This window comes from Intestinimonas sp. UBA1698 (assembly GCF_002320075.1).
Taxonomy (GTDB): domain Bacteria; phylum Bacillota; class Clostridia; order Oscillospirales; family Oscillospiraceae; genus Intestinimonas; species Intestinimonas massiliensis.
On the sequence record NZ_DCJO01000014.1, the window covers coordinates 1 to 24725 of the forward strand.

Sequence of the window (24725 nt, forward strand, 5' to 3'; positions counted from 1 at the left end):
GAAGTCCAGACAACCGTACCGTCTGGTAGCCTAACTTACTCTCGCTGGCACCTGGGGTCCTAACGGACCTCTACTTTGATATACTTTTTTTGAACCATCTGTTTTTGTACCACCGCCATTCATTTTGGGGGTTGACTTCTAATAGTTAATCTTTCTGCGGTCAGGTTTTTGTCAGCAGCTCCTGCACGGCGGCGCAGAAGGCATCCATCTCTTCGTCGGTACCGATGGAGACCCGCAGGTAATTGTCGATGCGGGGCCGGTCAAACCAGCGGACCAATACGCCCTTTTCCCGCAGGCCTGCCAAAAGCGCCCGGGCGGCCCGGTCGGGGTGGGAGATAAAAATGAAGTTGGCGGCGGAGGGGTACACCGTAAAGCACAGCTCCCGCAGGCGGGCCGCCGTCCGCTCCCGGGTGGCCTGTACCTTGGCCGCCGTCGCCTCAAAGTAGGCCCGGTCCCGCATCGCGGCGGCTCCCCCCGCCTGGGCCAGCCGGTCCACGGTATACGAGTTGATGGAGTCCCGGACACAGCGCAGCGCCGCCGTCAGGTTGGGCTGGCCCAGTGCATAGCCCACCCGCAGGCCCGCCAGGGACCGGCTCTTGGACAGGGTGTGGACCACCACCAGGTTGTCATACTCCGGCACCAGCCCGGCCGCCGTCTGGGCCCCAAAGTCCACATAGGCCTCGTCCACCAGCACCACACAGTCCGGGTTGGATTCCAAAATGGCCCGGAGCGCATGCAGCTCGATGGCCCGGCCGGTGGGCGCGTTGGGGTTGGCCACCACCACGCCTCCGCTGCCGCCGCGGCACAGCTCGGCCACCGGCATTCCAAAGTCCCCGTCCAGAGGCACCTCCCGGAAGGTCAAACCAAAGTAGGCCGCATAAACCGGGTAAAAACTATAGGTGATGTCGGGGAACAAAATGGTGCGGTCCGGGTCAAAAAAGGCCTGGAAGCAGAACGCCAGGATCTCGTCAGAGCCGTTGCCCGCAAAGACCATATCGGACGGGAGGCCGTGATACTCCGCGATGGCGTCACGCAGCTCGGCGCACTCCGGGTCCGGGTAGAGGCGCAAGCCGTCCCCCACAGCCGCCCGAATGGCCTCCAGCGCCTTCGGGGACGGCGGATACGGGTTCTCGTTGGTGTTCAGCTTGATAAATTTCCGATCCTTGGGCTGTTCTCCCGGCACATAGGGGACCATATCCCGAATCCGCTTGCTCCAAAAATTCTTCATGATCCCGCCTCCCCGGGGCGTTTGATTTTTTTGATGCTCTTTTCCACCTTGCTGCGGGGCAGCATGAGCTCATGGCCGCAGCCCTCGCACTTCATACGAAAATCCATGCCGACCCGCAGGACCTTCCAGCTCTTACTGCCGCAGGGGTGCTCCTTTTTCAATTCCAGCACGTCGCCGACCCGGACGTCCATGCCGCTCCCTCCCTTTCACGTTTTCAGTCACAACGCCGCGAATCAATTTCTACTATTGTAATGCGTACTGAACAAAGCCGAAAGCCTTGAATCCCCATGCTTTCGAGGCCAATTGGCTTTGTTCCAGGTGCAAGGTTTTGTGGCAAATGAGCCAGAAAACCTTGCACCTTCCGCTGGAGCAATCCGGCGCTCCAGCGGAAAGACGCATTGTAACAATGTCTAAACTTCATCAAAAGGGCTATCTATAGCCCTTTTGATGAAATGATGCGGCAGTGGCCGCACGCATAAACCGCTTGGCGGTTTATGCCGTAGACATTATTATAGGTTTCACCTTGTCCCCTGTCAATTCCTTCTCCGCCAGCGCATATAGTGGCCTATCAGCCTCCATCGCCCTCCGCGCGTGGACAAGAGAAAGGAATGTGAGCCATGTTGGACCGCTATCTGCCCGAGGGCCGACGCCTGTCCGCCCCGGATAACCTGGCCGCCTGCGCCTCCAAGGGCGGCCTGCTAGCCGCACAGGACCGGGGCGCCATTTTGGAAGGGCGCGTCCTCCTCTGCGACGCCAACCACGACCTCATCGTCCGACTGGGGCCCTATACCGGCCGGATCCCCCGGGACCAGGCCGCCCTGGGCATTTCCGAAGGCACCACCCGGGAAATTGCCATTCTCTCCAGGGTCGGAAAGCCTGTCTGCTTTACAGTAGAGTCCGTGGAAGGAGAAGAGCCGGATCTCCGCATCGTTCTCTCCCGGCGCAGGGCCCAGCTTCAGGCTCAGGAGGCCCTCATGGAGCGGCTGCGCCCCGGCATGGTCATCCCCGCCACCGTCACCCATCTGGAACCCTTCGGCGCCTTCGTGGACATCGGCTGCGGGCTGGTGTCGATGATCGGCATCGAGCGCATTTCCGTCTCCCGCATCCCCCATCCCGGCTGCCGCTTCACCGTGGGGCAGGAGATCCTCACGGCCGTTCTGGACACCGAGCCGGAGCTGGGCCGGGTCAAGCTGACCCACCGGGAGCTGCTGGGCACCTGGCAGGAGAACGCCGCCCGCCTCTCCCCTGGCATGACCGTGTCCGGCTATGTCCGGGGCATTAAGGATTACGGCGCCTTCATCGAGCTGTTTCCCAACCTCTCCGGCCTGGCCGAGCCCCGCGCCGCGCTGCAGGAAGGGGACCGGGTATCGGTCTACCTCAAGGCGGTCCTGCCCGAGCGGATGAAAATCAAGCTGCTGGTCATCGACCGGCTGCCTGCCGAGCCTGCACCGCCTCCGCTTACCTATTACATCACCGGCGGCACCCTGACGCGCTGGCGCTATGCCCCCGAGTGCTGCGCCAAATCGGGGATGGAGACGGTGTTCGGTGGCTAATCCGTCTCTCCTTTGATGCGGTCCCAGTACTGCTTGGCTGCCTGCTCGGTCTTGTTCTCGCCGTATTCGTAGTACCGGACCCCCGCCAACTGGTCCGGCAGGTATTGCTGCTTCACATAGTGATGCGGGAAGTTATGGGGATACAGGTAGCCCTGTTCCCGCTCCAAGCCGGTGGAATCCGCATGAACGTTCTGTAAGTGACGGGGATAATCCCCCGTCCTGCCCGCCCGCACATCCGCCATGGCCGCATCCAGCGCAAGGTGCGCGGAGTTGGACTTCGGCGCGGTCGCCATGAGGACCGCCGCGTCCCCCAGGGGGATACGGGCCTCGGGCAGCCCCAGCATGTTGGCCGCGTCCACACAGGCCTTGACGATGGGGATGACCTGTGGGTAAGCCAGGCCCACATCCTCACAGGCGATGACCATCAGGCGGCGGCAGGCGGAAATCAGGTCTCCCGCCTCCAGCAGACGGGCCAGGTAGTGGCAGGCGGCGTCCGGGTCGGAACCGCGGATGGACTTCTGGAGGGCGGAGAGGATGTCGTAGTGGTCGTCTCCCGCCCGGTCATATCGCATGGCGGAGCGCTGGGCTGCCATTTTGGTGTCCTCCATTGTGACAAGGAGTTTTCCTTCCCTACGTTTGGCAGCGCTGAGCAGCAGCTCTACGGCATTCATGGCTTTGCGCACATCGCCGCCGCAGCAGGAGGCGATGTGCTCCCGCACCCCGTCCTCACAGCTTACCTCCGCCCCCAGGCGCTCCCCCATCAGGGCCATGCCCCGGTCCACCGCCGGGAGCACGTCATCTGCCTCAATGGGCTTGAATTCAAAGACAGTGGAACGGCTCAGGACGGCGTTATAGACATAGAAGTACGGGTTTTCCGTTGTGGAGGCGATGAGGGTCACATCCCCTCGTTCGATGACCTCCAGCAGGGACTGCTGCTGTTTTTTGTTAAAGTACTGGATCTCATCCAGATAGAGCAGGATGCCGTTGGGCGCCAGCATGGTGCCCACGTCTGCGATGACTTCCTTGATGTCAGACAGCGAGCCGGTGGTGGCGTTGATCCGCCGCAGGGTCCGGTTGGTCCGTGCGGCAATGATATTGGCCACTGTGGTCTTGCCGGTACCGGACGGGCCGTAAAATACCATATTGGGGATATCCCCACGCTCGATCAGGCGCCGGAGCAGGCCGCCCTCCCCCAGGATATGCCTTTGACCCACCACCTCGTCCAGGCTGGTGGGTCGAATTTCATCCGCCAACGGCCGGTATGCCATCGCCATCCCTCCTTCTGCAAAAATAGGGCAAACGGTCGCCCCGTTTGCCCTATTCTAACATACGTTCGATTACTCGTAAAGGGGATACTTTCCGCACAGGCCCGCCACGGTCTCCCGAATGGCGTCCGCCTTGGCGTCAAAATCGGTAGCCGTCTCCCAGATCAACTGGCCGATGACTTTCATATCCGCCTCGCCCATGCCGCGGGTCGTGACGGCAGGGGTGCCCACACGGATGCCGCTGGTGACAAAGGGCTTCTCCGGGTCATTGGGGATGGCGTTCTTGTTGACGGTGATGTGCACCTCGTCCAGACGCTTCTCCAGCTCCTTGCCGGTAATGCCCGCCTTGCGCAGGTCCACCAGCATCAGGTGGTTGTCGGTGCCGCCCGAGACCAGATCAAAGCCGGACGCGGTCAGAGAGGCGGCCAGCGCCTGGGCGTTTTTGACGATACGGCCCTGATAATCCTTGAACTCCGGCTTGAGCGCCTCGCCCAGCGCCACCGCCTTGGCGGCGATGATGTGCATCAGCGGGCCGCCCTGGGAGCCTGGGAAAATGGCGGAGTCGATCTTCTTGGCCAATTCCTCCTTGCAGAGGATCATGCCGCCCCGGGGACCCCGCAGGGTCTTGTGGGTGGTGGTGGTAACCACGTCGGCATAGGGCACGGGCGAGGGGTGGAGCCCGGCGGCCACCAAACCGGCGATGTGGGCCATGTCCACGAAGAGATAAGCGCCCACCTCGTGGGCGATGTCGGCAAAGGCCTTAAAGTCGATGATACGGGGGTAGGCGGAGGCGCCGGCAATGATCATCTTGGGCTTGTGCTGCCGGGCCAGATCGCGGACCTGGTCGTAGTCAATGTAGCCCCTGTCGTCCAGGCCATAGGCCACCATATGGTAGTTCTTGCCGGAGAAGTTTACGGGAGAGCCGTGGGTCAGGTGTCCGCCGTTGCCCAGATCCATGCCCAGCACGGTGTCGCCGTGCTCACACAGGGCCTGATAGACGGCAAAGTTGGCCTGGGCGCCGGAGTGGGGCTGTACATTGGCGTGGTCGGCGCCGAAGAGCTTGCAGGCCCGATCGCGGGCGATGTTCTCCGCCACGTCCACCTCCTGGCAGCCGCCGTAGTACCGCTTGCCGGGGTAGCCTTCGGCGTACTTGTTGGTCAGCACTGTCCCCATGGCCACCAGCACCGCCTCGCTGACGATGTTTTCGGAGGCGATAAGCTCGATGTTCCGTCTCTGGCGGGCCAGCTCGGCCGCCACGGAAGCCCCGATCTCGGGATCGCTGGCAGTCAGAAAGTCGATCATTTCTTGAACCATTGCCGTCGCACCTCTCCTTAAGTAAGTAATGTGTCAAAGCGATATATTGGTATTATACCGGACCTTCCCAGGAAATACAACTGTCATACTCAGAAAAAGGCCGTCGCATTTCACCGCCGTTTATGGTATGATAATACCATGAATCGACACAAAAGAAAGGAATCCCACATATGAAGAAAAAAGCTGACGTGCTGCATATCATTGAGGAGCTGAAAATACGCTATCCCGACGGCATCTGCTCACTGGATTACCCCAAAGACTATGAACTGCTCTTCTCCGTCCGCCTGGCCGCCCAGTGCACCGACGAGCGGGTGAACCTAGTCACGCCCGCCCTCTTCGCCCGGTTCCCCACCCTGGAGTCCCTGGCCAGCGCCGATGTGACCGAGGTGGAGGAATACATCCACTCCACCGGCTTCTTCCGTGCCAAGGCTCGGGATATCGTCGCCGCCTCCCGGATGCTTCTGGAGGAGTACGGCGGCAGAGTCCCCGACACCATGGAGGACCTGCTGCGCCTCCCCGGGGTGGGCCGCAAGACAGCCAACCTCATTTTAGGGGACATCTACCACAAGCCGGGGGTAGTGGTGGCGGACACCCACTGTATCCGGATCTCCGGCAAGCTGGGTCTCACCGACGGCACCAAAGACCCGGGCAAGGTGGAGCAGCAGCTCCGGGCAATCCTGCCTCCGGAGGAATCCAACGACTTCTGCCACCGGCTGGTCCTCCATGGCCGGGCGGTCTGCATGGCGCGGAAGCCTGACTGTCCCAACTGCACCCTGCGGCCCTGGTGCGACTTTTTCCGCAAGGAAGGCGCATGATTTGGAATACATTGACTTTCATTCCTGGCCGAGAAAAGAGCATTTTCGCTTTTTCTCCAGCCTCTCTTTCCCGTTTTATGGCGTGACCCTATCCCTGGACGTGACCAACCTCCGGTCTTATGTCAAAGCACACGGACTGTCCTTCTACTACGCCCTTATCTATGCGACCCTGACAGCCATGAACGGCCTGCCTGATTTCCTCTATAAAATCCGCGGGGATCGGATCGTCCGCCACGACAGGCTTCACCCCAGTTTTGTGGTGCTGGATGAAGACACCCACTTGATCAAAATAGTCAACGTTCCTCTGGACGGAACAATGGAGGCTTTCTGCCGCCGGGCGGAGGAACAGGTCTTAACTCAGAAGGAACCCTTTCCCGACGCTCAGCAGGAGAACCGGGATGATCTGGTCTACATCTCCTGCACACCCTGGTTCTCCTTTACTTCACTCTCCAACGAGATGGACTGCGACCCAGACGACTCCATCCCCCGCATCACCTGGGGCAAATATGAAGAGCGAAATGGGCGGCTTATCCTCCCCTATGCCGTTCAGCTCAATCACCGGCTGCTGGATGGGTGGCATGTCGCCCAGCTTCTCCAGGCGGTCCAGGGCCTTCTGGACCAGCTTGCCCCGGGGCTGTAACGTCCTTTACACTACTTCCGACCGAAAAGCGCGCCGCGAAACAGTTGTTTCGCGGCGCGCTCGTTTAGTCTTTCACGGGATCTGGCACAGACTCCAGGCTAGCCGCGCATTTTAGCTTCCACTTGCCCCGGAGGTATACGGTCCCGGAGATGACGATCCCCACCGTCCAGCCGATGGGATAGGCCCAGTAGAGGTTCTCTTTGCCAAAGAAATGAGCCAGCACATAGGCCGCCGGCACCCGCGCCCCCCACAGGGCCACAATACTGGACACCATCGGCACCACCGATGCGCCCGCGCCCCGGAGGGCGTTGTTGAGCGGATACATGATGGACAGTAGCCACATAGTGGACAGCACCCGCACCAAATAGGCCTGTCCCGCCGCAATAACCACCGGGTCCTTATTGAAGATGGAGATGAGCCACGCCGAATTGGGTACCACCAGCACTGAAATGACCAGGCAGGTCCCCACGCACAGGAGCAGCGACTTCCGCACCCCATCCTTCACCCGATCCAGCCGACCGGCCCCTACGTTCTGGCCCACGTAGGTGGTGACTGCCAGGCAAAAGCTGTCCACCGGCATGAAGGCAAAAGTATCAATTTTATTGGCCGCTGAAAACCCGGCAGCGAAGGCCTCGCCAAAGCTGTTGATCAGGGCCTGGATCACCAAGACCGCCACCGCCAGTTGGCACTGCTGGATGCCAGAGGGTATGCCCAGCCGCAGGACCCGCTTCAGCAGTCCCCGATCCATGGGGCTTCTGAAAAGGCAGATGCGGAAGGTTTTATAGGTCCGGTTGATGTGAAAAACACCAAATATCCAGGAAAAGCACTGGGCCAGAATGGTGGCTAACGCCACACCGAACACGCCCCAATGGAACACCAGCACGAACAGGAGATCCAGCACGATGTTGATGCCGCAGGCCACCGACAGAAAAAGCAGCGGCGTCCGGCTGTCACCTAACCCCTGAAGGATACCGGCATTGACGTTATAGCCCAGATTGCCGATGATTCCGGCAAAAACCACCATCAAATAGATATGGGCTTCCTCATATACGCTCTCCGGCACCTGGATAAGCCGCAGGATGGGGCCGGAGGCCAGCAGAGCCAGCAGGGTCAGCGGCAAGATGCTCACCATCAGCGCGCCGTACACCGTGTCCACCGACCGGCGGACCCCGTCCCGGTCCCCTGCGCCGAAAAACTGCGCGATCAGGATGCTGGTGCCCACAGCCATTCCGATAAACAGCGAGGTGAGTAAAAAGATAATGGGAAAGGCAATGCCTACCGCCGCCATGGCGGAGGTCCCCACAAAATTTCCCACGACCCAGCTATCCACCATGTTATAGAACTGCTCCAGCGCATTCCCAAAGAGCAGCGGCAGGGAAAAGCGCACCATGAGCCGCATGGGGCTGCCGCGGGTCATATCCATTTCCTGCTCCGGCATGGGTACCCCCCCCTTCCCTCTTTTATCGGCGGCACGCCGCCCTTACGCCTGTTCCTTGTACCGCTTATAGATGAGGAGCAGTCCCTCCAGGATGAGACTCGGGTCCACATCATCGATGAGCCCGGTGTTGTCCGCGATCAGCCGGGCCAGTCCGCCGGTAGCCACCACCCGGATATCGCCGCCGCCCAGCTCCCGTTTTGCCTCCCGGATGAGGTATTCCATGGCGCCGATATAGCCGACCACTGCTCCGGCCTGGATCTGTCCCACAGCAGTGCAGCCCAGAACCGTGTCCGGTTTGACCAGCTCCACCTTAGGCAGCATGGCGGTCTGCGTAAACAGAGCGTCGGCCGCGATGCGCACTCCCGCGGTGATGCAGCCGCCCATGTACTCCCCGGCCTGGTTGACTGCGTCCAACGTCGTGGCTGTCCCGAAGTCCAACACGATCAGAGGCGCTCCGTACTTGGCCATGGCCCCGATACAGGCCACCGCCCGGTCCGGGCCCAGCCGTTCGTCACCGCTGACACCGTAGGGCAGGCCGGGATCTACTCCGTCGTCCACAATGATGGGGGTCTTGTTGAAGTATTTGATGATGGCGTTGGAAAGCGTGTGCATGACCTGGGGAACCACTGAGGCGATGATGACGTCCTCCACATCCTCCGTCTTCAGCCCGAAGCGCTGGAAGTAGTCCCAGGCCGCCAGCCCGATCTCATCCGAGGTGCGGTTCGCGTCGGTCATCAGCCGGAAGCTCCCCGTCAGAGCGTCCCCTTCGATCAGGCCAAAAACCATATTGGTATTTCCAACATCAATGGCAAGCAGCATTGCACTTCCTCCTCCGCATGTTCCCATGTGCGGGCTCATACTGTTTATACTGGTACAGTGTAACACAGCGTGTCCATTTTTTCCAGTAAAATAACGCCGTAAGTGGACCTACCCCAGCTCTGGCAGCTACCGGGATTCATCACCCATAGCCCGTCCTCCAGCCGCTCGGCATACGCCTGGTGTGTGTGGCCGAACAGCAGGATATCCGCGCCCACCTGCCGGGCGGCGGCGATGGCGCCTCCATAGCCTGTCTTTACCCCATGGGTATGCCCGTGCATCATCAGGACCCGCCGCCCCCGCAGCTCCAAAAGCCGCACAGCCGGCGCCAGGCTAAAGCCGTCACAGTTGCCGCAGACATATTCCAGCGGGATTTGGGGGAACCGGATGCCCAGCCGCTCGGCGTCTCCGGCCAGATCCCCCAGGTGGAGGATTTGATCGGGAGCCTCCCGCTCCACCGCCTCCCGCATGGCAGCCGTGTCCCCATGGGAGTCGGAAAAAACCACTGCTTTCATCTCGTGCCTCTCTTCCGAACCTGCCGCTGCGCAGTCACCTTACCTGCCGCGGCACATATAATAGTTTGAACCCAAATTTAGGAACCCCAACCGGCGGACCGGCGTGGCCGTACCGCCTTCGAAGGAGGAAACTGCCATGGCAAATCGTCAGCCCAACATGAACGACCTTATGAAAAGCCCTCAAGCCGCCCAGCTTCTGAAGAACAGGACGGCGGTGGAAAACCTGGCCAAGGCCCCCGAGACCCAGCATCTGATGAATCTCCTCAACCAGAGCGCGGGCGGCGGCCTGAAATCTGCGGCGGAGGCCGCCATGAAGGGAGACACCTCCCAGCTTATGGGCCTGATGGACCGTCTGATGAAGGACCCAAACGGCGCCAAGGTGGTAGAACAGCTCAACAAGACCATTCAGGGAAAATGACGGGCACCCCCGCCTGAAGTTCCCCGGCACTGGATTGGAGGGATCAAACCATGGCCGACGACTTCACGGAACAACTCAATGCCGTACTCGGCAACCCGGAGGCCATGGGCCAGATCATGTCCATCGCCCGCGCCCTGACCGGGGACGGGAACGCCGCGCCGCCGCAGGCACCGCCGCCCCAGGCGCCACCTCCGCCGCCAGCAGAGCCCGAACCCCTCCAGGCCGCGCCGCCCGCCCTGCCGCCCCAGGCGCCGCAGAGCGCCGCCCCGGATCTATCCGGGATGCTGAACCGGTTGGGCGGTCTGCTGAACGGAGGCTCCGGCGGAGGCGCGCTCCAGAACGGCGGAGGCAATCCTCTGTCCGCCCTGGCCGATCTGGACCCCAGGCTCATCCAGTTGGGGATGCGTTTGATCAGCGAGTACAACAGTCCTGCCGATGACAAGACCGCCCTGCTGGCCGCCCTGCGCCCCTTTGTCAAGGAAGAACGGTTCGCCAAGGTAGACCGGGCGATCCAGGCCGCCCGGCTGGCCCGGGTGGTTCGGGCCGCCCTTCGAATGTTCCGCGAGAGCAAGGAAGGGGGCGAAGGCGAACATGTATAACCGGTACATCCCCAACGGCACAACCTACACCCGGGTCGTGGAGGAGGACGCCCCTCCCTTCCGGCGTCCCGAGCCGCCCCGTGGCGGCGCTTCCTCCCGTCAGGCGCACCTGCCGCCGCCGCAGACGACTCACGCAGCGGAATCTCACCAGGCCCACCGGGCCGCCTCCCCTGGCCCCGGGCCGGCGGGAGCGCATACCGCCCACCAGCCGCCTCCCGGACCATCCGGGCCGCCGGGCGGTCCGGACCGGAAAGCCTCTTGGCTGTCCGGTCTTCTGAAGGGCTTGAAACTGGACGAGATTGATACCGGCGATATCCTTCTGCTGCTCATCCTGCTGTTCCTGTTTCTGGACGGCGACGGAGACAACATCGAAATGGCCATTATCCTGGGCCTGCTGCTCCTGTTCAGTCTGGGCGGCAGAGATAAGGACAAGGAAAAAGAATAAGGTCAAAACAGGCACGCGGAGGGAGCCCCTCTGCGTGCCTGTCTGCCATGCTCAGTCACTGGTGCGGTGGAGCACCGTCCCGTCCGGCAGGGTGAACGCGGTGCCCTCGGTGGACTCCATGCCAGAGGCGCTGGCACTGAGCACCACCTGGCCGTCCTTGACGGTCTCGGCCGCCACCAGCAGCCCGTCGCTGACCGAGACCCAATACCGCTGCCGGTAGTGCAGCTCCGGGTCCTCCACCTCGACATAAATGCAGGGGGTACCGCTTTTTTCCTCGTAACCCGTATCCGTGATGGAGTCCCGTTCCAGCGCCAGCACATCCTCGTAGGTCGGAATACGCTGCGACAGATCCGCCGACCAGCGGTCCGCCGGGTAGCTGCGATACTCCCGGTCGTTGTTATACCAGAGGTAGAGCGTTCCCTCCCCTTCTCCGGTCTCCTCAATGATGCTGTGCTCCACCTGGCCGGTGGGTCTGGTCCGTTCCGTCTGGGTCCACCGGGGCCAGGTAGTGTCCGGCGCACCGTCCACCCACACCCGGGCCGTGTCCGCCGCGTAGGCATCCCCGCCGACGGCGGTGAGGATGGTAACCGTCCGGGCATAGTTGCTGGGGCGGCTCAGAGTCTCGATCACGCTCTGCACCGTCTCCGGCGTGACCTCCACCGGCGTGAAAAAGTCACCGCCGGGTGTACCCGGCTCCTCCGTGCTGCCGGGCTCAGTCGCCGCCGGCAGCACCACAGCAGGGGTCCCCGGACTGATGAGATTGAACAGGGAGCTGGCGCCCACCGCCGCCACAATGACGACGGCAATCAGAAGGGCGAGCACCGTCTTATTCTTCTGTCCCAAGCCGGTCCCACCTCCCCCGCCTTCTGCGGCGTCCTTTTTTACTGCGCGCGAAACGCCTGGGGCGGCTCCGGCCGCAGGCCAAAATGCCACTCAATGGCGTCCGCAATCCGTCGGCAGGCAAATCCGTCGCCGTAGGGATTCACCGCATGGGCCATGGCTGCATAGGCCTCGGGACACGCCAGCAGTTCGGCCGCCATGCGGAAGATATCCTCCTGTTCCGTGCCGGCCAGCTTGACGGTTCCGGCGGCGATGGCCTCCGGCCGCTCGGTCTCGCGCCGCAGGACAAGCACCGGCTTGCCCAGGGCGGGCGCCTCCTCCTGGAGCCCGCCGGAGTCGGTCATGACCATGTAGCACCGGCCCATCAGATTGTGCATCTCGTCCGCGGAGAGCGGCGCGATCAGATGGACGTTCGGCAGGCCGTCCAGCCCAGCGTGGGCCGCCTGCTGCACCACCGGCGACAGATGGACCGGATAGACCAGCTCGGCGTCCGGAAAGGTCTGGGCCAGCTGCCGCAGGGCCGCCATGATGTTTTCCATGGGGCGGCCATAGTTCTCCCGCCGGTGACAGGTCACCAAAATGACTTTTTTGCCGGCAAAGTCCAGCCGGTTCAAACCATCGGTTGAAAAGTGATAATCCTTTACGATCGTGGTCTTCAGGGCGTCAATCACCGTATTCCCGGTAATAAAAACACCCTTGGTGATCCCCTCCCTGGCCAGATTGTCCCGGTTGGCCACCGTGGGACAGAAGTGGAGATCGGCTATATCCCCCACCAGCGTCCGATTCATCTCTTCTGGAAAGGGGGAATACTTGTCATAGGTTCGCAGCCCGGCCTCTACATGGCCCACTGCCACCTTGCTGTAAAACGCAGCCAGCGCCCCGGCGAAGGTGGTGGAGGTATCCCCGTGGACCAGCACCAGGTCCGGTCTCGCCTGACCCAGGACCTGTTCCACCCCGGCCAGACACTTGCTGGTGATGGTGGACAACGTCTGATTGGGCTCCATGATGTTGAGGTCGTAGTCCGGCTTCAGCCGAAAAATCTCCAGCACGCTGTCCAGCATCTGCCGGTGCTGCGCCGTCACGCAGCAGAGGCTCTCGATGCCGTCCCGCCCGGCCAGTTCCCGGACCAGCGGGGCCATTTTGATGGCCTCTGGCCGGGTGCCGAAGATGGTCATCACACGGATTGGCTTCATGGCTTGTCCTCTCCTCCATCCGGTTTGGCTTCCGGCTTGTTCTTCCTCGGTTCATCGGGGTGGTTTTTCCCGTTGTTATTGCCCCAAAACAGCCGGGCTGAGACCGCCCCGGCGGCGCAGAGGGCCAGAAGCAGCATCATCGCCTTCAGCGCGCCGCTGGTGGTCAGGACCACGGCGGACAGGCCCAAAATGGCGCTGATGACGTACAGCACCGCCACCGCCTGCTTCTGGTTGAAGCCCATGTCAATGAGGCGGTGGTGGACGTGGCTGCGATCCGGCGACATGGGGTTCTGCCCATGGGCGATGCGGCGGATAAAGGCGAAGGCCGTGTCAAAAATGGGCAGTCCCAGCATGAGGAAGGGCACTGCAAAGGAGATGATGGTGTAGAATTTGAACAGTCCCTGAATGGACACCACCGCCAGTACAAAGCCCAGGAAGGTGGAGCCAGTGTCCCCCATAAAAATCTTGGCGGGGTTCAGGTTGTATGGCATGAACCCGATGCAGGCCCCCGCCAAGGCCCCCATCAGCACCGCCACCTCCCAGTCGGCCACCGTCAGGGCGATGACCAGCAGGGTCATGGAGCTGATGGTCGACACCCCTACCGCCAAGCCGTCCAGCCCGTCGATCAGATTGACGGCGTTGGTGATAGCCACGATCCACAGCACCGTGACGGGGATGGACAGCGGTCCCAGCACCCACCAGGGGTTGCTGCTGAAGATATTGGGGTTGGACAGCACGGAGATGACGTTGCCGCCGTAGAGCACCGCCACCAGGGCGGCAATGATCTGGACCACGAATTTGAAGGAGGCCCGCAGGGCGTAGATATCATCGAAGATGCCGAGGACGACGATGATCACCGCCCCCAGCAGCATCCCCTGGAGCTGCCGGGTCAGGTCGGCAAAGACCAGTACCGCCAGGGTAAAGCCTAGGAAGATAGCCAGCCCGCCCATCCGTGGGATGGGGTGGTCGTGCATCCGGCGGCCGTCTTTGGGCACATCCACCGCTCCCACTTTCTGCGCCAAGGATTTGACCACCGGCGTGGCCACAAAGGAGATGAGCAGCGCCGTGATCAGGGCGGTGGCCACCAGCCCGAGAAAGCTCAATTCGGTCAAAGGCATGGGTATGTTACTCCTTTGTATCAGCGGGCCACAAAGCCGACCTTTTTATAGACCTTGCGCAGGGTCTTGTTGGCCACATAGCCGGCCTTCTCCGCCCCGGCGCGGTAGACGGACTCCAGATACGCCTTATCCGCCAGGATGCGCTCGGTCTCCTCCCGGATGGGGCGGAACATCTCCACCACGGCCTCGCCCACGGCAGGCTTGAACGCCCCGTAGCCCTTGCCGTCGAACTCGGCCTCGATCTCGTCGAAGCTTCGGCCCGTGGCCACGGAGTAGATGGCCATGAGGTTGGACACGCCGGGCTTCTGCTCCGGGTCATACCGGACACAGCGCTCGGTGTCGCTGTCGGTAACGGCCTTTTTAAATTTGCGCAGGATGTCCTCCGGCTTTTCCAGCACGTAGACGCAGCCGTTGGGGTCCTTGTCGGATTTGGACATCTTGCTGTCCGGGCTGGTGAGGGACATGATGCGGGCCCCCACCTTGGGGATATAGGGCTCCGGGATCTGAAACACCTCTCCATACACGCCGTTGAAGCGGTTGGCAATATCGCGGCAGATCTCCACATGCTGCTTCTGGTCCCCGCCCACCGGCACCAGGTCGGCCTGATAAAGGAGGATATCGGCGGCCATCAGGGCCGGATAGGTGAAGAGCCCGGCGTTGATGTTGTCGGCGTTCTTGGCCGACTTGTCCTTGAACTGCGTCATGCGGGAGAGCTCCCCGAACATGGTGTAGCAGTTGAGCACCCAGGCCAGTTCGGCGTGGGCGGGCACATGGGACTGGATGAAGATGGTGTTCTTCTCCGGGTCCAGACCGCAGGCGATATAGGCCGCCATCTGGGTGAGGGTCCGCCGGCGCAGGTCGGCGGGGTTCTGACGCACCGTAATGGAGTGCATATCCGCCATCATATAGTAACAGTCGTATTCATCGGCCAGCTCCACCCAGTTCTTGATGGCCCCCAGATAGGAGCCCAAAGTCAGTTCTCCGCTGGGCTGGATGCCGGACAGAATCACTTTCTTCTCGTTTTCCATGCTTCAAACACCTCGAAATCAGGTTCGATACCCTGGATTTACATACTTGATTATCATATCACATCCCGCACCGCTTGACAAGTTTTACCCACGCCGTTAGAATGGTTCCAGACACACAAAAGATCGTTTTGGAGGAATCGTCATGGAAATGACTTGGTTTGAGGAGATGGAGCGCCGCATCCCGACCGGAGAGGTCCGTACCCGGTTCGCCCCCTCCCCCACCGGCTACATGCATGTGGGCAATCTGCGCACCGCCCTGTATACCTGGCTCATCGCCCGCCATTCCGGCGGCAAATTCATCCTGCGCATCGAGGACACCGACCAGGGGCGGCTGGTGGAGGGGGCCACCGACGTCATCTACGCCACCCTGCGCAAGTGCGGCCTCACCTGGGACGAGGGTCCCGATCTGGGCGGCCCGGTGGGCCCCTATATCCAGACGGAGCGCCGGGCGCTCTATGGAAAGTATGCCCAGCTTCTGGTGGAAAAGGGCGGCGCCTACCGCTGCTTCTGTGATAAGGAGCGGCTGGAGTCCCTCCACGGGGAAAACGGTATCGGCGGTTATGACGGCCACTGTCGCCACCTCACCCGGGAGGAGATCGACGCAAAGCTGGCCGCCGGCGTTCCCTACGTGATCCGCCAGCGTATCCCCGACAGTGGCTCCACCACCTTCCACGACGCGGTGTTTGGGGACATCACCGTGGAAAATGAGACGCTGGACGACCAGGTGCTCATCAAGTCCGACGGCCTGCCCACCTATAACTTCGCCAACGTCATCGACGACCACCTGATGGGCATCACCCATGTGGTCCGTGGCTCGGAGTATCTCTCCTCCGCCCCCAAGTACAATCTGCTCTATCAGGCCTTCGGCTGGGAGGTCCCCACCTATATCCACTGCTCTCCCGTCATGCGTGACCAGCACAACAAGATGTCCAAGCGCCACGGGGACCCCTCTTATGAGGATCTGCTGGCCATGGGCTTTTTGTCCGAGGCTGTGGTCAACTACGTGGCCCTGCTGGGCTGGTCCCCTAAGGGCGAGGAGAGTGAGCGGGAATTCTTCACCCTGGATGAGCTCTCTCACAGCTTTGACATCGGCGGCATCTCCAAGTCGCCCGCCATCTTTGACCGGGAGAAGCTGAAGTATTTCAACGCCAAATATCTCCGGGCCATGGATGCGGACGCCTTTTGCGCCGCCGCCGAGCCCTATCTGAGGCAAGCGGTGAAAAATCCCGCCATTGACTGGAAGCTCATCGCTCCCCTGGTCCAGCCCCGATGCGACACCTTCGAGGACATCGCTCCCCAGGTGGACTTTTTTGATGCGCTGCCCGACTACTCCACCGAGCTGTACGTTCACAAGAAGATGAAGACCAATCTGGAAAACTCCCTGGAGGCCCTGCAGCAGGTGCTGCCCGTGCTGGAGCAGTTAGAGCCCTGGACCTACGACTCCATCCACGACGCGCTCATCGGCCTGGCCGAACGGCTGGAGCTGAAGAACGGCCGCATCATGTGGCCGGTGCGCACCGCCCTCAGCGGCAAGGCCGTCACCCCCGGCGGGGCGGTGGAGCTGTGCCAGATTCTGGGCAAGGACGAGACGCTCCGCCGCATCCGGACCGGCATGGAAAAGCTGGCCCAGTGATCGCCTGTACCCAAGCGGTGTCCTCCTTCGGGAGGACGCCGCTTTTTCATCTTCGATAAGGACCGGCACCTACAGCTCCACCACGCTGGTGGCTACCTGCTCCGTAAAGGCCCGGTCGTGCTCCACGAAGATCATGGTAGGCTGGTACGTCAGCAAAAGGTCCTCTATTTGCATCCGGGCGTACACATCTACGAAATTCAGCGGCTCGTCCCAGAGGTAGAGGTGGGCCTGCTGACACAGACTGCAGGCCAGAAGGACCTTTTTCTTCTGCCCACCGCTGTAGTCCGCCATGTCCTTTTCAAACTCCACCCGCCGGAAGTCCAGCTTGCGCAGAATGGCCTTAAAAAGGCTCTCGTCAATATCGCTCTCACGGGCAAATGCCCCCAGCTTCCCCCGTAAAAAGCCGGGGTCCTGGGGCACATAGGAGATTTGCAATCCCCCCGCCAGCCACACCGTGCCGGTGTGTGGGATCTCTTGGCCCAGCAGCAGCTTCAGCAGGCTGGACTTCCCCGCCCCGTTGGGCCCCCGGAGGGCCACCCGCTCCCCTCGCTCCAGGGTGAAGGAGAGAGGTGGGCAGACCGGCCCGCCGCCGTAATCCACGCAGAGGTCCTTCACCTCCAGGATGCGCCGCTGGGAGTGGCTCAGGGGGTAGAGCTTCAGCGCCTCCGCCGTCTCCAAATCCCGGAGGAGCTCGGACTTCTCCTCCACGGCGCTCTGCCGCCGCTCCACCAACGCCTTGGAGCGCTTCATCATTTTGGCCGCCTTGTGCCCGATAAACCCCCGGTCCGGGCGCAGACCGGAGTTTTTGGTCCCCTTCTTGGTCCTTTCCACCGTGTTGGACCACCCGGCGGCTCGGCGGGCCGCCTCGTCCAGGCGGCGGATGTCCTTTTTCAGCCGGGCCTGCTCCGCCCGCTCGAACTGGTCCCGCCGTGCCTTGTTCTCCCACCAGGAGGAGAAATTCCCCTTCTGCACCTCCATCCCCGTCCGGTTGAACACCAGCACGTGGTCCACGCAGCGGTCTAGGAAGGCCCGGTCATGGGATACCAGGATGAACCCTCGTTTCCCCGCCAGATAGTTTGCCGCCAGGTCCCGGCCCGCCAGGTCCAGGTGGTTGGTTGGCTCGTCGATCAGCAGGAAACGGTGGTCTCCCAGGAAGAGCAGCGCCAGGAGGAATCGGGTCTGCTCCCCGTTGGAGAGCGTACCGAAGGGGTGGTACAGGACGCCCTCGTCCAGGTCCAGCAGGTGCAGCTCCCTCAGCAGCCGCCACCGCTCCAGGCCGGGGTGCAGCGCTTCCGCCACCTCCTCCCCGGTGCGCGCCCCATCCGGCACCGAAAAGGGGAAATAGTCGAAGGCCACCGGGGATGAGATGGTCCCCCGGTAGGTCTCCTGCCCCATCAGCAGACGGAGCAGGGTGGTCTTGCCCCGGCCGTTCCGGCCGATGAGGCCCAGCCGCCAGTCGGTGTCCAGTTGCAGGGACAGGTCCTGAAACACCGGGTCATAGCTGCCCTCGTAGGTAAACGAGAGGCGGGAAATGTCAATCAAAGCCATAAAAAACCTCCATATGCACAAAAAAGGCGCAGAGCGGCCACGCTCCGCGCCCATTCTGTCCATAGGCGGCGCAAAACGTGAGAGAAGCGCAGTCGCTTGCCGACGGGCACAGCAAATCAGCGGCTCCCGGGCCGCCTCGTTGGCTGTACAACAGTTCAGCAAGTTATTTGCGCATCCTCTCACCTCAAATCTTACGATATTATGTTTAATATAGCATAGCCCCCGCAGCTTGTCAAACCGGGCTCTGGGCATGGTCTCAAAGCTCTTTGCAGCGCCGCGCCAAAATTTCTCACAGCCCCGGAGGAATAAGGCATCCATGCCCGGACCAAGATAGGGATATGATTTCAGGCCGCCGCCCGTCATGGGGGCGACATGGCTGTGCCGCGGCGCGCGGGCATGGCAAAGAGGGGGCATTCTTATGCATAAACAAATCTTCCGCCGCAGGACCCTGGTCCGGGCGGCCAGCTTTCTGCTCGCGGCCTTTGTGATAGTCGGCGGCCTCGCCCTGCAGGCCCGGGCCCGGGCAGAGGCCTACCGCCTCTATCTGGAAAACGGCTACCGTCACGCCTTTGCCGAGCTCTCCGCCAATCTCAACGAACTGGATGTGGCCCTGCAAAAGGGGATCTACGCCACCTCCCCCTCCATGCTGGGAGTGCTCTGCACCCAGATCTACGGCAAGGCCATGTCCGCCCAGATGGCGCTGGGTGAGCTGCCCTACAGCAACATCGAGCTGGAGCAGACCGCCGCCTTTTTGGCCAAGGCGGGAGACTACGCCGCCGCGCTTTCCCGGTCCGCCGCCGTCACCGGGGTCTGCTCAGACGAGCAGCGGGAGGCCCTGCGCGGGCTCTCGGCGGGGGCCAGCGACCTGTCCGCCCGGGTGGCGGGGCTCCAGAGCGACCTGATGGGCGGAGCCGTTACCCTGGAAGACCTGGAGGCCGCTGAGGCCCGCCTTTCCGCCGCCGAAGGAGGCGGTCATACGCTGGCCGATTCCTCCTATCAGACGGTGGAGAGCGACTTTCCGGAGCTCCCCTCCCTCATTTACGACGGTCCCTTCTCCGAGCACATTGCCGGGCGGACACCCGCCATGCTGGAAGGCCGGGAGGACGTCACGCAGGACGAGGCCCGGCTGGCCGCCGCCCGATTTCTGGACCTGAAGCCCGAGCTCTTTACGCTGGTCTCCGCCGGGAGCGGCAGACTGCCCACCTACTCCTTCTCCGCCATGGTAGACGGCGGGGAGCTGTATGTGGAGGTCACCCGCCGGGGTGGCCTGGTGGTGGAACTGCTCCATTCCAGGCCGGTGGAGTCCGCGGCGCTCTCCCGGGAGGAGGCCGTTGCCGCCGCAGCCGCTTTTTTGACCAGCCGTGGGTATCCCAATATGACGGAAAGCTACTTCATCGACCAGGGCAACGTGCTCACCATCAACTTTGCCGCCCAGCAGGGCGAGGTCCTCTGTTATCCCGACCTGGTGAAGGTCTCGGTAGCCCTGGACAACGGACGGGTCGTGGGTTTCGAGTCGGAGGGCTATCTGATGAACCACACCCTCCGGGACCTGCCCCGTTCCCCCGTCAGTCTGGGTAAGGCCCAGGCGGCGCTCTCCCCCGAGCTGGATATCCTCTCCCACCGACTGGCGCTGATCCCCACCGGCGGAGAATATGAGGTGCTCACGCACGAGTTCAAGTGCCAGTCTGCGGATGGCCGGCATGTTCTGGTCTATATCAACGCGCAGACCGGCCAGGAGGAAAAGATCCTCATTCTTCTTGAGGACGAGTCCGGTACGCTGGTGATTTAGCCCTTCCCCTTGGTCAAACCCGGAATGTCTATGCCGGGGATTCTATCCGTGAGAGGTGATGAATTTGTACTCCTTTTTCTCAGACTATCTGTCCAGTCCCCGCGCTGTCGAGCGTCAAAGTACTCTGCTCCGCCGCCTCCCCGGTGTGAAGCACGTGCATGTGGATCCGCAGGATGGACGCATCATCATTGACTATGCCCCCTCTGAAACCGGCCCGGAGGATCTCCTGTCCCAGCTCTCGGAGCAGGAGCGTTCAGTCATCCGCTCTTCCACCAACTGGCTCACCGATTGAGGCCGCTGTCCAGCCCCCGCCGTCACGGCGGGGGCTGTTTTCTTTCTTTTGCTTTTATTTTCCGTTCTCCAGCAGCCGCAGCGCCGCCTCTTCGGCAAATTGCCGGCTGTAGAGGGTATGGTAGTAGCCCTGCCGCCGCAGCAGTTCCTCATGGCGGCCCTGTTCTACGATGTGGCCGTCCTTCACCACTAGGATCACATCCGCGTGTCGGATAGTGGACAGCCGGTGGGCAATGAGGAAGGAAGTCCGCCCCTCCAGCAGGCGGGCGATGGCATTTTGAATAAGCTGCTCGGTCTCAGTGTCGATCGAGGAGGTGGCCTCGTCCAGCACAAAGATGCGCGGATCGGCCAGCACGGCCCGTGCGAAAGAGATCAGTTGCTTTTCCCCGGTGGACAGCCGGTCTCCTCCCTCCCCCACCGGGCTGTCATAGCCCTGCTCCAGCTTGTTGACCACGGTATCGGCGCTCACCGCCTCGGCCGCCCGGCGGACCTCCTGTTCGCTGGCCTCCAGCCGCCCGTATCGGATGTTCTCCATCACCGTCCCGGAAAAGAGATGGGGGCTCTGGAGCACGTAGCCGATGCTGCTGTGTAGCCAAAGCTGGCTGCGTTCCCGGTAATCCACGCCGTCAATGAGGATACGGCCCTCAGTGGGCTCGAAAAAGCGGCAGGCCAGGTTGACAAGCGTACTCTTGCCCGCCCCGGTCTCACCCACGATGGCTACGGTGGTGCCCGCCGGGATGTGAAGGCTGAAGTGCCTCAGAACATCCTCGTCGCCGTCCGGATAGCGGAAGGATACGTCCTCAAACGTGATCTCTCCCCGGATGGTCTCCCAGTTCTCCCGCTTGGGGTGAAAGGTATCTCCATACTTCTCCACCACCTGGGGCGCATCCACCACCTGGGGCACCTCGTGCAGCAGACCGGTGACCCGTTCCATACTGGCCTGCATGGAGATGAAGTCGGCCAGATTGCGCGCAAACTGCTGGATGGGCTCAAAGATGCCAACCGCATAGGAGGTGAAGGCGGAGAGGGTCCCCAGCAGAAGCAGATCCCGGCCCACCAGGAAGCCACCCCTGGCCAGTACCACCGCGGTGGCCGCCGAGCTGACAAAGAGCACCAGTGGGATATACACGGCGGAGAGCCGGGCGGCCCGCACGGACGAAGCCCGCATCTCCTCGGTGAGTTCCCGGAATTGGCGGTGGTTCTGTTCCTCGATGACCAGCGTTTTGGATGTTTTGGCGCCGGTGATGCCCTCGTTGAAGGCGCCGGTGATCTTCGAGTTGAGCTTGCGCACCTTTCGGTTCCAATGGAGAATGCGGTTTTGGAAATACCAGGTGAGTGCGGCGATCGCGGGGACCACCAGGATGATGAGCATGGCCAACTGCACATTCAGCAGCAGCATAGCGACAAAAACGCCCAGCACATAGGCCAGGGACCAGAGCATGTCGAACAGGTTCCAGGCCGTCATGGTGGCGATGCGGTTGGTATCGCTCATGACCCGGGAGTGGATATATCCCACCGGGGTCACATTGTAGTAGGAAAAGGACAACGTCTGCAAATGGACGAAGCAGGCCCGCTTCAGGTCCCGCCCAAAGTACATCTCAATGCGCATGGAGCCGCGAGTAAATAGGATCACAAAAAGAGCCTGGAGCAGGATGGCTGCAAAGTAGGCCACCCCGAAGCCAAACATGCCCTCCGTAGTCCCCTCCTCGATAAAATGGTCGATGGCATAGCGCTGGAAGAGGGGCAGCAGAATGTCGATCAGCGCGCACAGAAGGTTGAATACCACCACCAGGGCAATGGTCTTCCGGTAGGGGCGCAGAAAGGGCATCAGCCCCCTCCACACCCGCCAGTCAAAGGATTGGGCATACTCCTTTTCCTCATAAGCCATGGTCTTCTTTCCCCCCTTCCGTCTCCAGCAGTACCCGGTCGTCGCGGTTCATCTGGATGTCATAGATGCGCTTGTAGGTGCCGCCTCGGGCCAGGAGCTGGGCATGGGTCCCCAGCTCGGCTACCCGGCCGCCCTCCAGGACCAGAATCTGGTCGGCCTGCATCAGGCTGGTGACCCGATGGGAGATCAGGATGACGGTGCGGCCCTGCTCGTGCTCCTTCAGCGCGGCGCGGATCTGGGCGTCAGTCTCGGCGTCCACAGCGGACAGGGAGTCGTCAAAAACCATGATGGGGGCCTGCTGCATCAGCATCCGCGCGATGGCCACCCGCTGCTTCTGTCCGCCGGAGAGGGTCACACCCCGCTCCCCCACCATGGTGTCGTAGCCCAGGCGCATCTCCTCCATGGCCCGGTCCACGCAGGCCACCTGGGCGGCGTGACGCACCTCCTCCCGGCCGGCCCGCGGGGCGGTGGCCCGGATGTTCTCCTCGATGGTACGGGAAAAGAGGAAGGGCTCCTGGAGAACCAGGCCGATGTGGCTGCGCAGGTAATCTCTGGGGATCTCCGTCACGTCCACCCCGCCGATGGTCACCCGGCCCTGCCCCGGTTCCAGATCATAAAGGCGGTCCAACAGGTGGACCAGAGTGCTTTTTCCGCTGCCTGTCCCGCCCAGAATGGCAAAGGTAGTCCCGGCCGGGATGGTAAAGTCCACATCCCGCAGCACCGGAGTCTGCTCTTCATAGCCGAAGGTGACGTGTTCGAAGCGGATATCCCGGTCCATGGGCGGCCTCAACGGCTGGGCCGGCTGGCGTTCCTCCCCGGCGCTCAGGATATCATTCACCCGGTCGATGGACACGCCGGCCTTGCTCATCTCGGACAAAATGCGGCCCAGGGCACGAACCGGCCAGACCATGGCGGCGTTATAGGACAGAAAGGCCAAAAGCTCCCCCGAGGTGATACCTCCGTCCACGGTCTTCTGCACCCCGGCCAGCAGCACCGTCAGGATCTGCAGGCCGGTAATCAGGTCACCACTGCCCCAATAGGCGCTCAGGATCTGCCCCAGCTTGATCCAAAGCTGAGAAAACCGCTCGTTCTTCTCATCAAAGCGCTGGATCTCAAAGCGCTCCCGTCCGAAGGCCCGGACCACCCGCACCCCCGTCAGGTTCTCCTGTACCGCCGTGGAGAGCTCCCCCTCCGCCTCATCCGCCGCCAGGAACCGGCTGGCGATTTTGCGGTAGAAGAAGACGGAGTAGCCCACGACCACAGGCAGAAAGGCCAGCGCGATGAGCGAGATCTCCGCATCCATGGAAAACATGATCATCAGATAAAAGGTCACCAGGAAGATGGTGCGGAAGGCCTCTAAAAATTGGTTTGTGACAAAGCCGCGAATGACCTCTACGTCAGAGGTACACCGCTGGATGATCTCCCCCGTCTGATGGGCCGTGTGCCACGCAAAGGGCAGGCGCTGGATGTGACCGTAGAGCTCGTCCCGCATCCCCTTGACGAACCGCTCGGAACACTTGGCTGTGCACAGGCGGCTGAAGTAATTGCAGACGCCGGATGCCGCCGCCGCCGCCAGGACCGCCCCGGCGGCCCAGGCCAGCGCCCGGGTCAGCTCCAGGCCGCCCATCCACTCGGCAGCAGTATTTGGCAGGGCAAACGGCTTGTCACCGATGATCGAATCTACGGTCGTCCGAATGATCTGAGGCGTCACCGCATTGCACACCGTGTTCAGCATGGAAAAGACCAGTGCGGCTAGAAAAAGGCCCAGCACCCCCCTCAAAAAGTGCCAGATCAGCGCCGCCTTTCCGCGGCGAGTTTGTTCCACAAAGGATTCCTCCTCTCTTTTCCGACAAAAAAAGCGCCCCAAGGGGGCGCACAGAAAGACCGCAGGTCATCTCTGTCCGGAAATACGCGGCCAGCGCCCTCCGGGATGGGGACGGCATGGCCTCTATGCTGCGTTTTTATCAGTATAACCCGGGCAGGGCAATTCGTCAAGCCCACCGCAGTCTCATACACGGATTTCTGAATGCATATTGGGGAGGAGTTTTCTGTATCCTGAATCCCCTCCAAAAAGTCTTTGCGCCTCTGCGGAAATGTCTCACAGAGAGACTTCTCCGCAGAGGCATTTTTATCCTTGGGCATATCCTACTCCTACATCACACGGTTTTAACGACTGCGCAACATCCAGGATGCATTTTCGCAACTCAGATTTAAATGGGAATGCTCTGCCGTCCTCCAAGGGCCTTGGAATTGCGGGGTTTTATGCAAGATAATCTTTTGGCACGCAATTTGCTTTAAACAACAACAGAACAACGCCTTGATACGCCAAGAAAGATTAACTATTAGAAGTC

General features: G+C 61.7%; 23 protein-coding genes. 9 read left to right on the forward strand and 14 right to left on the reverse strand.

Annotated elements, in window-relative coordinates; translation table 11 throughout:
• Positions 1–160: 160 nt before the first annotated feature.
• Together hisC and B3H64_RS03295 are read right to left on the reverse strand one after the other, a co-directional pair.
• Entirely contained in the window at positions 161–1228 is a 1068-nt protein-coding gene (hisC, locus tag B3H64_RS03290) for a histidinol-phosphate transaminase (RefSeq protein WP_286732901.1), read from the reverse strand.
• Positions 1225–1419 (reverse strand): DUF951 domain-containing protein, encoded by a 195-nt coding sequence (locus B3H64_RS03295; RefSeq protein WP_050618269.1) that lies wholly within the window; start codon positions 1417–1419, stop codon positions 1225–1227. The genes hisC and B3H64_RS03295 overlap by 4 nt, the downstream gene beginning before the upstream one ends.
• A 426-nt stretch (positions 1420–1845) precedes the next feature.
• Between B3H64_RS03295 and B3H64_RS03300 the strand changes: the two genes are divergently transcribed.
• Complete coding sequence (locus B3H64_RS03300; protein WP_286732902.1) at positions 1846–2781, forward strand: S1 RNA-binding domain-containing protein; 936 nt, start codon at positions 1846–1848, stop codon at positions 2779–2781.
• Here the strand turns inward: B3H64_RS03300 and B3H64_RS03305 are convergent.
• Both B3H64_RS03305 and glyA read right to left on the reverse strand, forming a co-directional pair.
• Entirely contained in the window at positions 2778–4049 is a 1272-nt protein-coding gene (locus tag B3H64_RS03305) for a replication-associated recombination protein A (RefSeq protein ID WP_050618267.1), read from the reverse strand. The genes B3H64_RS03300 and B3H64_RS03305 overlap by 4 nt on opposite strands.
• A 69-nt stretch (positions 4050–4118) precedes the next feature.
• Complete coding sequence (gene glyA / locus B3H64_RS03310) at positions 4119–5360, reverse strand: serine hydroxymethyltransferase (protein ID WP_050618266.1); 1242 nt, start codon at positions 5358–5360, stop codon at positions 4119–4121.
• A 170-nt stretch (positions 5361–5530) separates the two neighbouring features.
• On the opposite strand from glyA, the gene nth reads away from it, so the two are divergent.
• Together nth and B3H64_RS03320 are read left to right on the forward strand one after the other, a co-directional pair.
• On the forward strand, positions 5531–6175 hold the full coding sequence (nth, locus tag B3H64_RS03315) for an endonuclease III (protein WP_050618265.1): 645 nt from the start codon (positions 5531–5533) through the stop codon (positions 6173–6175).
• 1 nt (position 6176) lies between these two features.
• Complete coding sequence (locus B3H64_RS03320; protein ID WP_050618264.1) at positions 6177–6815, forward strand: chloramphenicol acetyltransferase; 639 nt, start codon at positions 6177–6179, stop codon at positions 6813–6815.
• A 64-nt stretch (positions 6816–6879) separates the two neighbouring features.
• On the opposite strand, the gene B3H64_RS03325 is transcribed toward B3H64_RS03320, so the two are convergent.
• From B3H64_RS03325 to B3H64_RS03335, 3 genes are read right to left on the reverse strand one after another with little or no spacing between them, the layout of a single operon-like run.
• Complete coding sequence (locus B3H64_RS03325; protein WP_286732919.1) at positions 6880–8253, reverse strand: MATE family efflux transporter; 1374 nt, start codon at positions 8251–8253, stop codon at positions 6880–6882.
• A gap of 42 nt (positions 8254–8295) precedes the next feature.
• The gene (locus B3H64_RS03330) at positions 8296–9072 is read right to left on the reverse strand and encodes a type III pantothenate kinase (protein WP_050618262.1); all 777 of its coding nucleotides are present in this window, start codon (positions 9070–9072) and stop codon (positions 8296–8298) included.
• 44 nt (positions 9073–9116) lie between these two features.
• The gene (locus B3H64_RS03335; protein ID WP_050618261.1) at positions 9117–9584 is read right to left on the reverse strand and encodes a YfcE family phosphodiesterase; all 468 of its coding nucleotides are present in this window, start codon (positions 9582–9584) and stop codon (positions 9117–9119) included.
• A 136-nt stretch (positions 9585–9720) separates the two neighbouring features.
• On the opposite strand from B3H64_RS03335, the gene B3H64_RS03340 reads away from it, so the two are divergent.
• The 3 genes from B3H64_RS03340 to B3H64_RS03350 are packed head-to-tail and all read left to right on the forward strand — an operon-like array spanning position 9721 to position 11046.
• Positions 9721–10002 (forward strand): hypothetical protein, encoded by a 282-nt coding sequence (locus B3H64_RS03340; protein WP_050618260.1) that lies wholly within the window; start codon positions 9721–9723, stop codon positions 10000–10002.
• Positions 10003–10052: 50 nt separating this feature from the next.
• Entirely contained in the window at positions 10053–10601 is a 549-nt protein-coding gene (locus tag B3H64_RS03345; RefSeq protein ID WP_286732922.1) for a hypothetical protein, read from the forward strand.
• Positions 10594–11046, forward strand: coding sequence for a hypothetical protein (locus B3H64_RS03350; protein ID WP_050618258.1), 453 nt, complete (start codon positions 10594–10596; stop codon positions 11044–11046). The genes B3H64_RS03345 and B3H64_RS03350 overlap by 8 nt, the downstream gene beginning before the upstream one ends.
• Positions 11047–11097: 51 nt before the next feature.
• Here B3H64_RS03350 and B3H64_RS03355 read toward each other — a convergent pair whose 3' ends face one another.
• From B3H64_RS03355 to trpS, 4 genes are read right to left on the reverse strand one after another with little or no spacing between them, the layout of a single operon-like run.
• A complete protein-coding gene (locus B3H64_RS03355; protein ID WP_050618257.1) occupies positions 11098–11889 on the reverse strand; it encodes a hypothetical protein in 792 nt (263 codons plus the stop codon).
• A 38-nt stretch (positions 11890–11927) separates the two neighbouring features.
• Positions 11928–13079, reverse strand: coding sequence for a non-hydrolyzing UDP-N-acetylglucosamine 2-epimerase (gene wecB, locus B3H64_RS03360; protein WP_286732926.1), 1152 nt, complete (start codon positions 13077–13079; stop codon positions 11928–11930).
• The gene (locus tag B3H64_RS03365; protein WP_050618255.1) at positions 13076–14197 is read right to left on the reverse strand and encodes an MraY family glycosyltransferase; all 1122 of its coding nucleotides are present in this window, start codon (positions 14195–14197) and stop codon (positions 13076–13078) included. The genes wecB and B3H64_RS03365 overlap by 4 nt, the downstream gene beginning before the upstream one ends.
• 20 nt (positions 14198–14217) lie before the next feature.
• On the reverse strand, positions 14218–15225 hold the full coding sequence (trpS, locus tag B3H64_RS03370) for a tryptophan--tRNA ligase (RefSeq protein ID WP_050618254.1): 1008 nt from the start codon (positions 15223–15225) through the stop codon (positions 14218–14220).
• A gap of 142 nt (positions 15226–15367) precedes the next feature.
• Here trpS and gltX point away from each other — a divergent pair, with 142 nt between their 5' ends.
• The gene (gene gltX / locus B3H64_RS03375; RefSeq protein ID WP_286732930.1) at positions 15368–16858 is read left to right on the forward strand and encodes a glutamate--tRNA ligase; all 1491 of its coding nucleotides are present in this window, start codon (positions 15368–15370) and stop codon (positions 16856–16858) included.
• 69 nt (positions 16859–16927) lie between these two features.
• Here gltX and abc-f read toward each other — a convergent pair whose 3' ends face one another.
• A complete protein-coding gene (gene abc-f, locus B3H64_RS03380; RefSeq protein WP_286732933.1) occupies positions 16928–18406 on the reverse strand; it encodes a ribosomal protection-like ABC-F family protein in 1479 nt (492 codons plus the stop codon).
• A gap of 418 nt (positions 18407–18824) precedes the next feature.
• Between abc-f and ypeB the strand changes: the two genes are divergently transcribed.
• A complete protein-coding gene (ypeB, locus tag B3H64_RS03385; RefSeq protein WP_286732936.1) occupies positions 18825–20195 on the forward strand; it encodes a germination protein YpeB in 1371 nt (456 codons plus the stop codon).
• Positions 20196–20355: 160 nt separating this feature from the next.
• Entirely contained in the window at positions 20356–20487 is a 132-nt protein-coding gene (locus tag B3H64_RS03390) for a hypothetical protein (RefSeq protein WP_286732938.1), read from the forward strand.
• Between the two features lie 54 nt (positions 20488–20541).
• Here B3H64_RS03390 and B3H64_RS03395 read toward each other — a convergent pair whose 3' ends face one another.
• Both B3H64_RS03395 and B3H64_RS03400 read right to left on the reverse strand, forming a co-directional pair.
• Positions 20542–22374: an ABC transporter ATP-binding protein gene (locus B3H64_RS03395; RefSeq protein WP_286732941.1), complete on the reverse strand. Its 1833-nt coding sequence runs from the start codon at positions 22372–22374 to the stop codon at positions 20542–20544.
• Positions 22364–24199, reverse strand: a complete 1836-nt coding sequence (locus tag B3H64_RS03400) for an ABC transporter ATP-binding protein (RefSeq protein ID WP_286732943.1) — start codon at positions 24197–24199, stop codon at positions 22364–22366. The genes B3H64_RS03395 and B3H64_RS03400 overlap by 11 nt, the downstream gene beginning before the upstream one ends.
• Positions 24200–24725 lie beyond the last annotated feature (526 nt).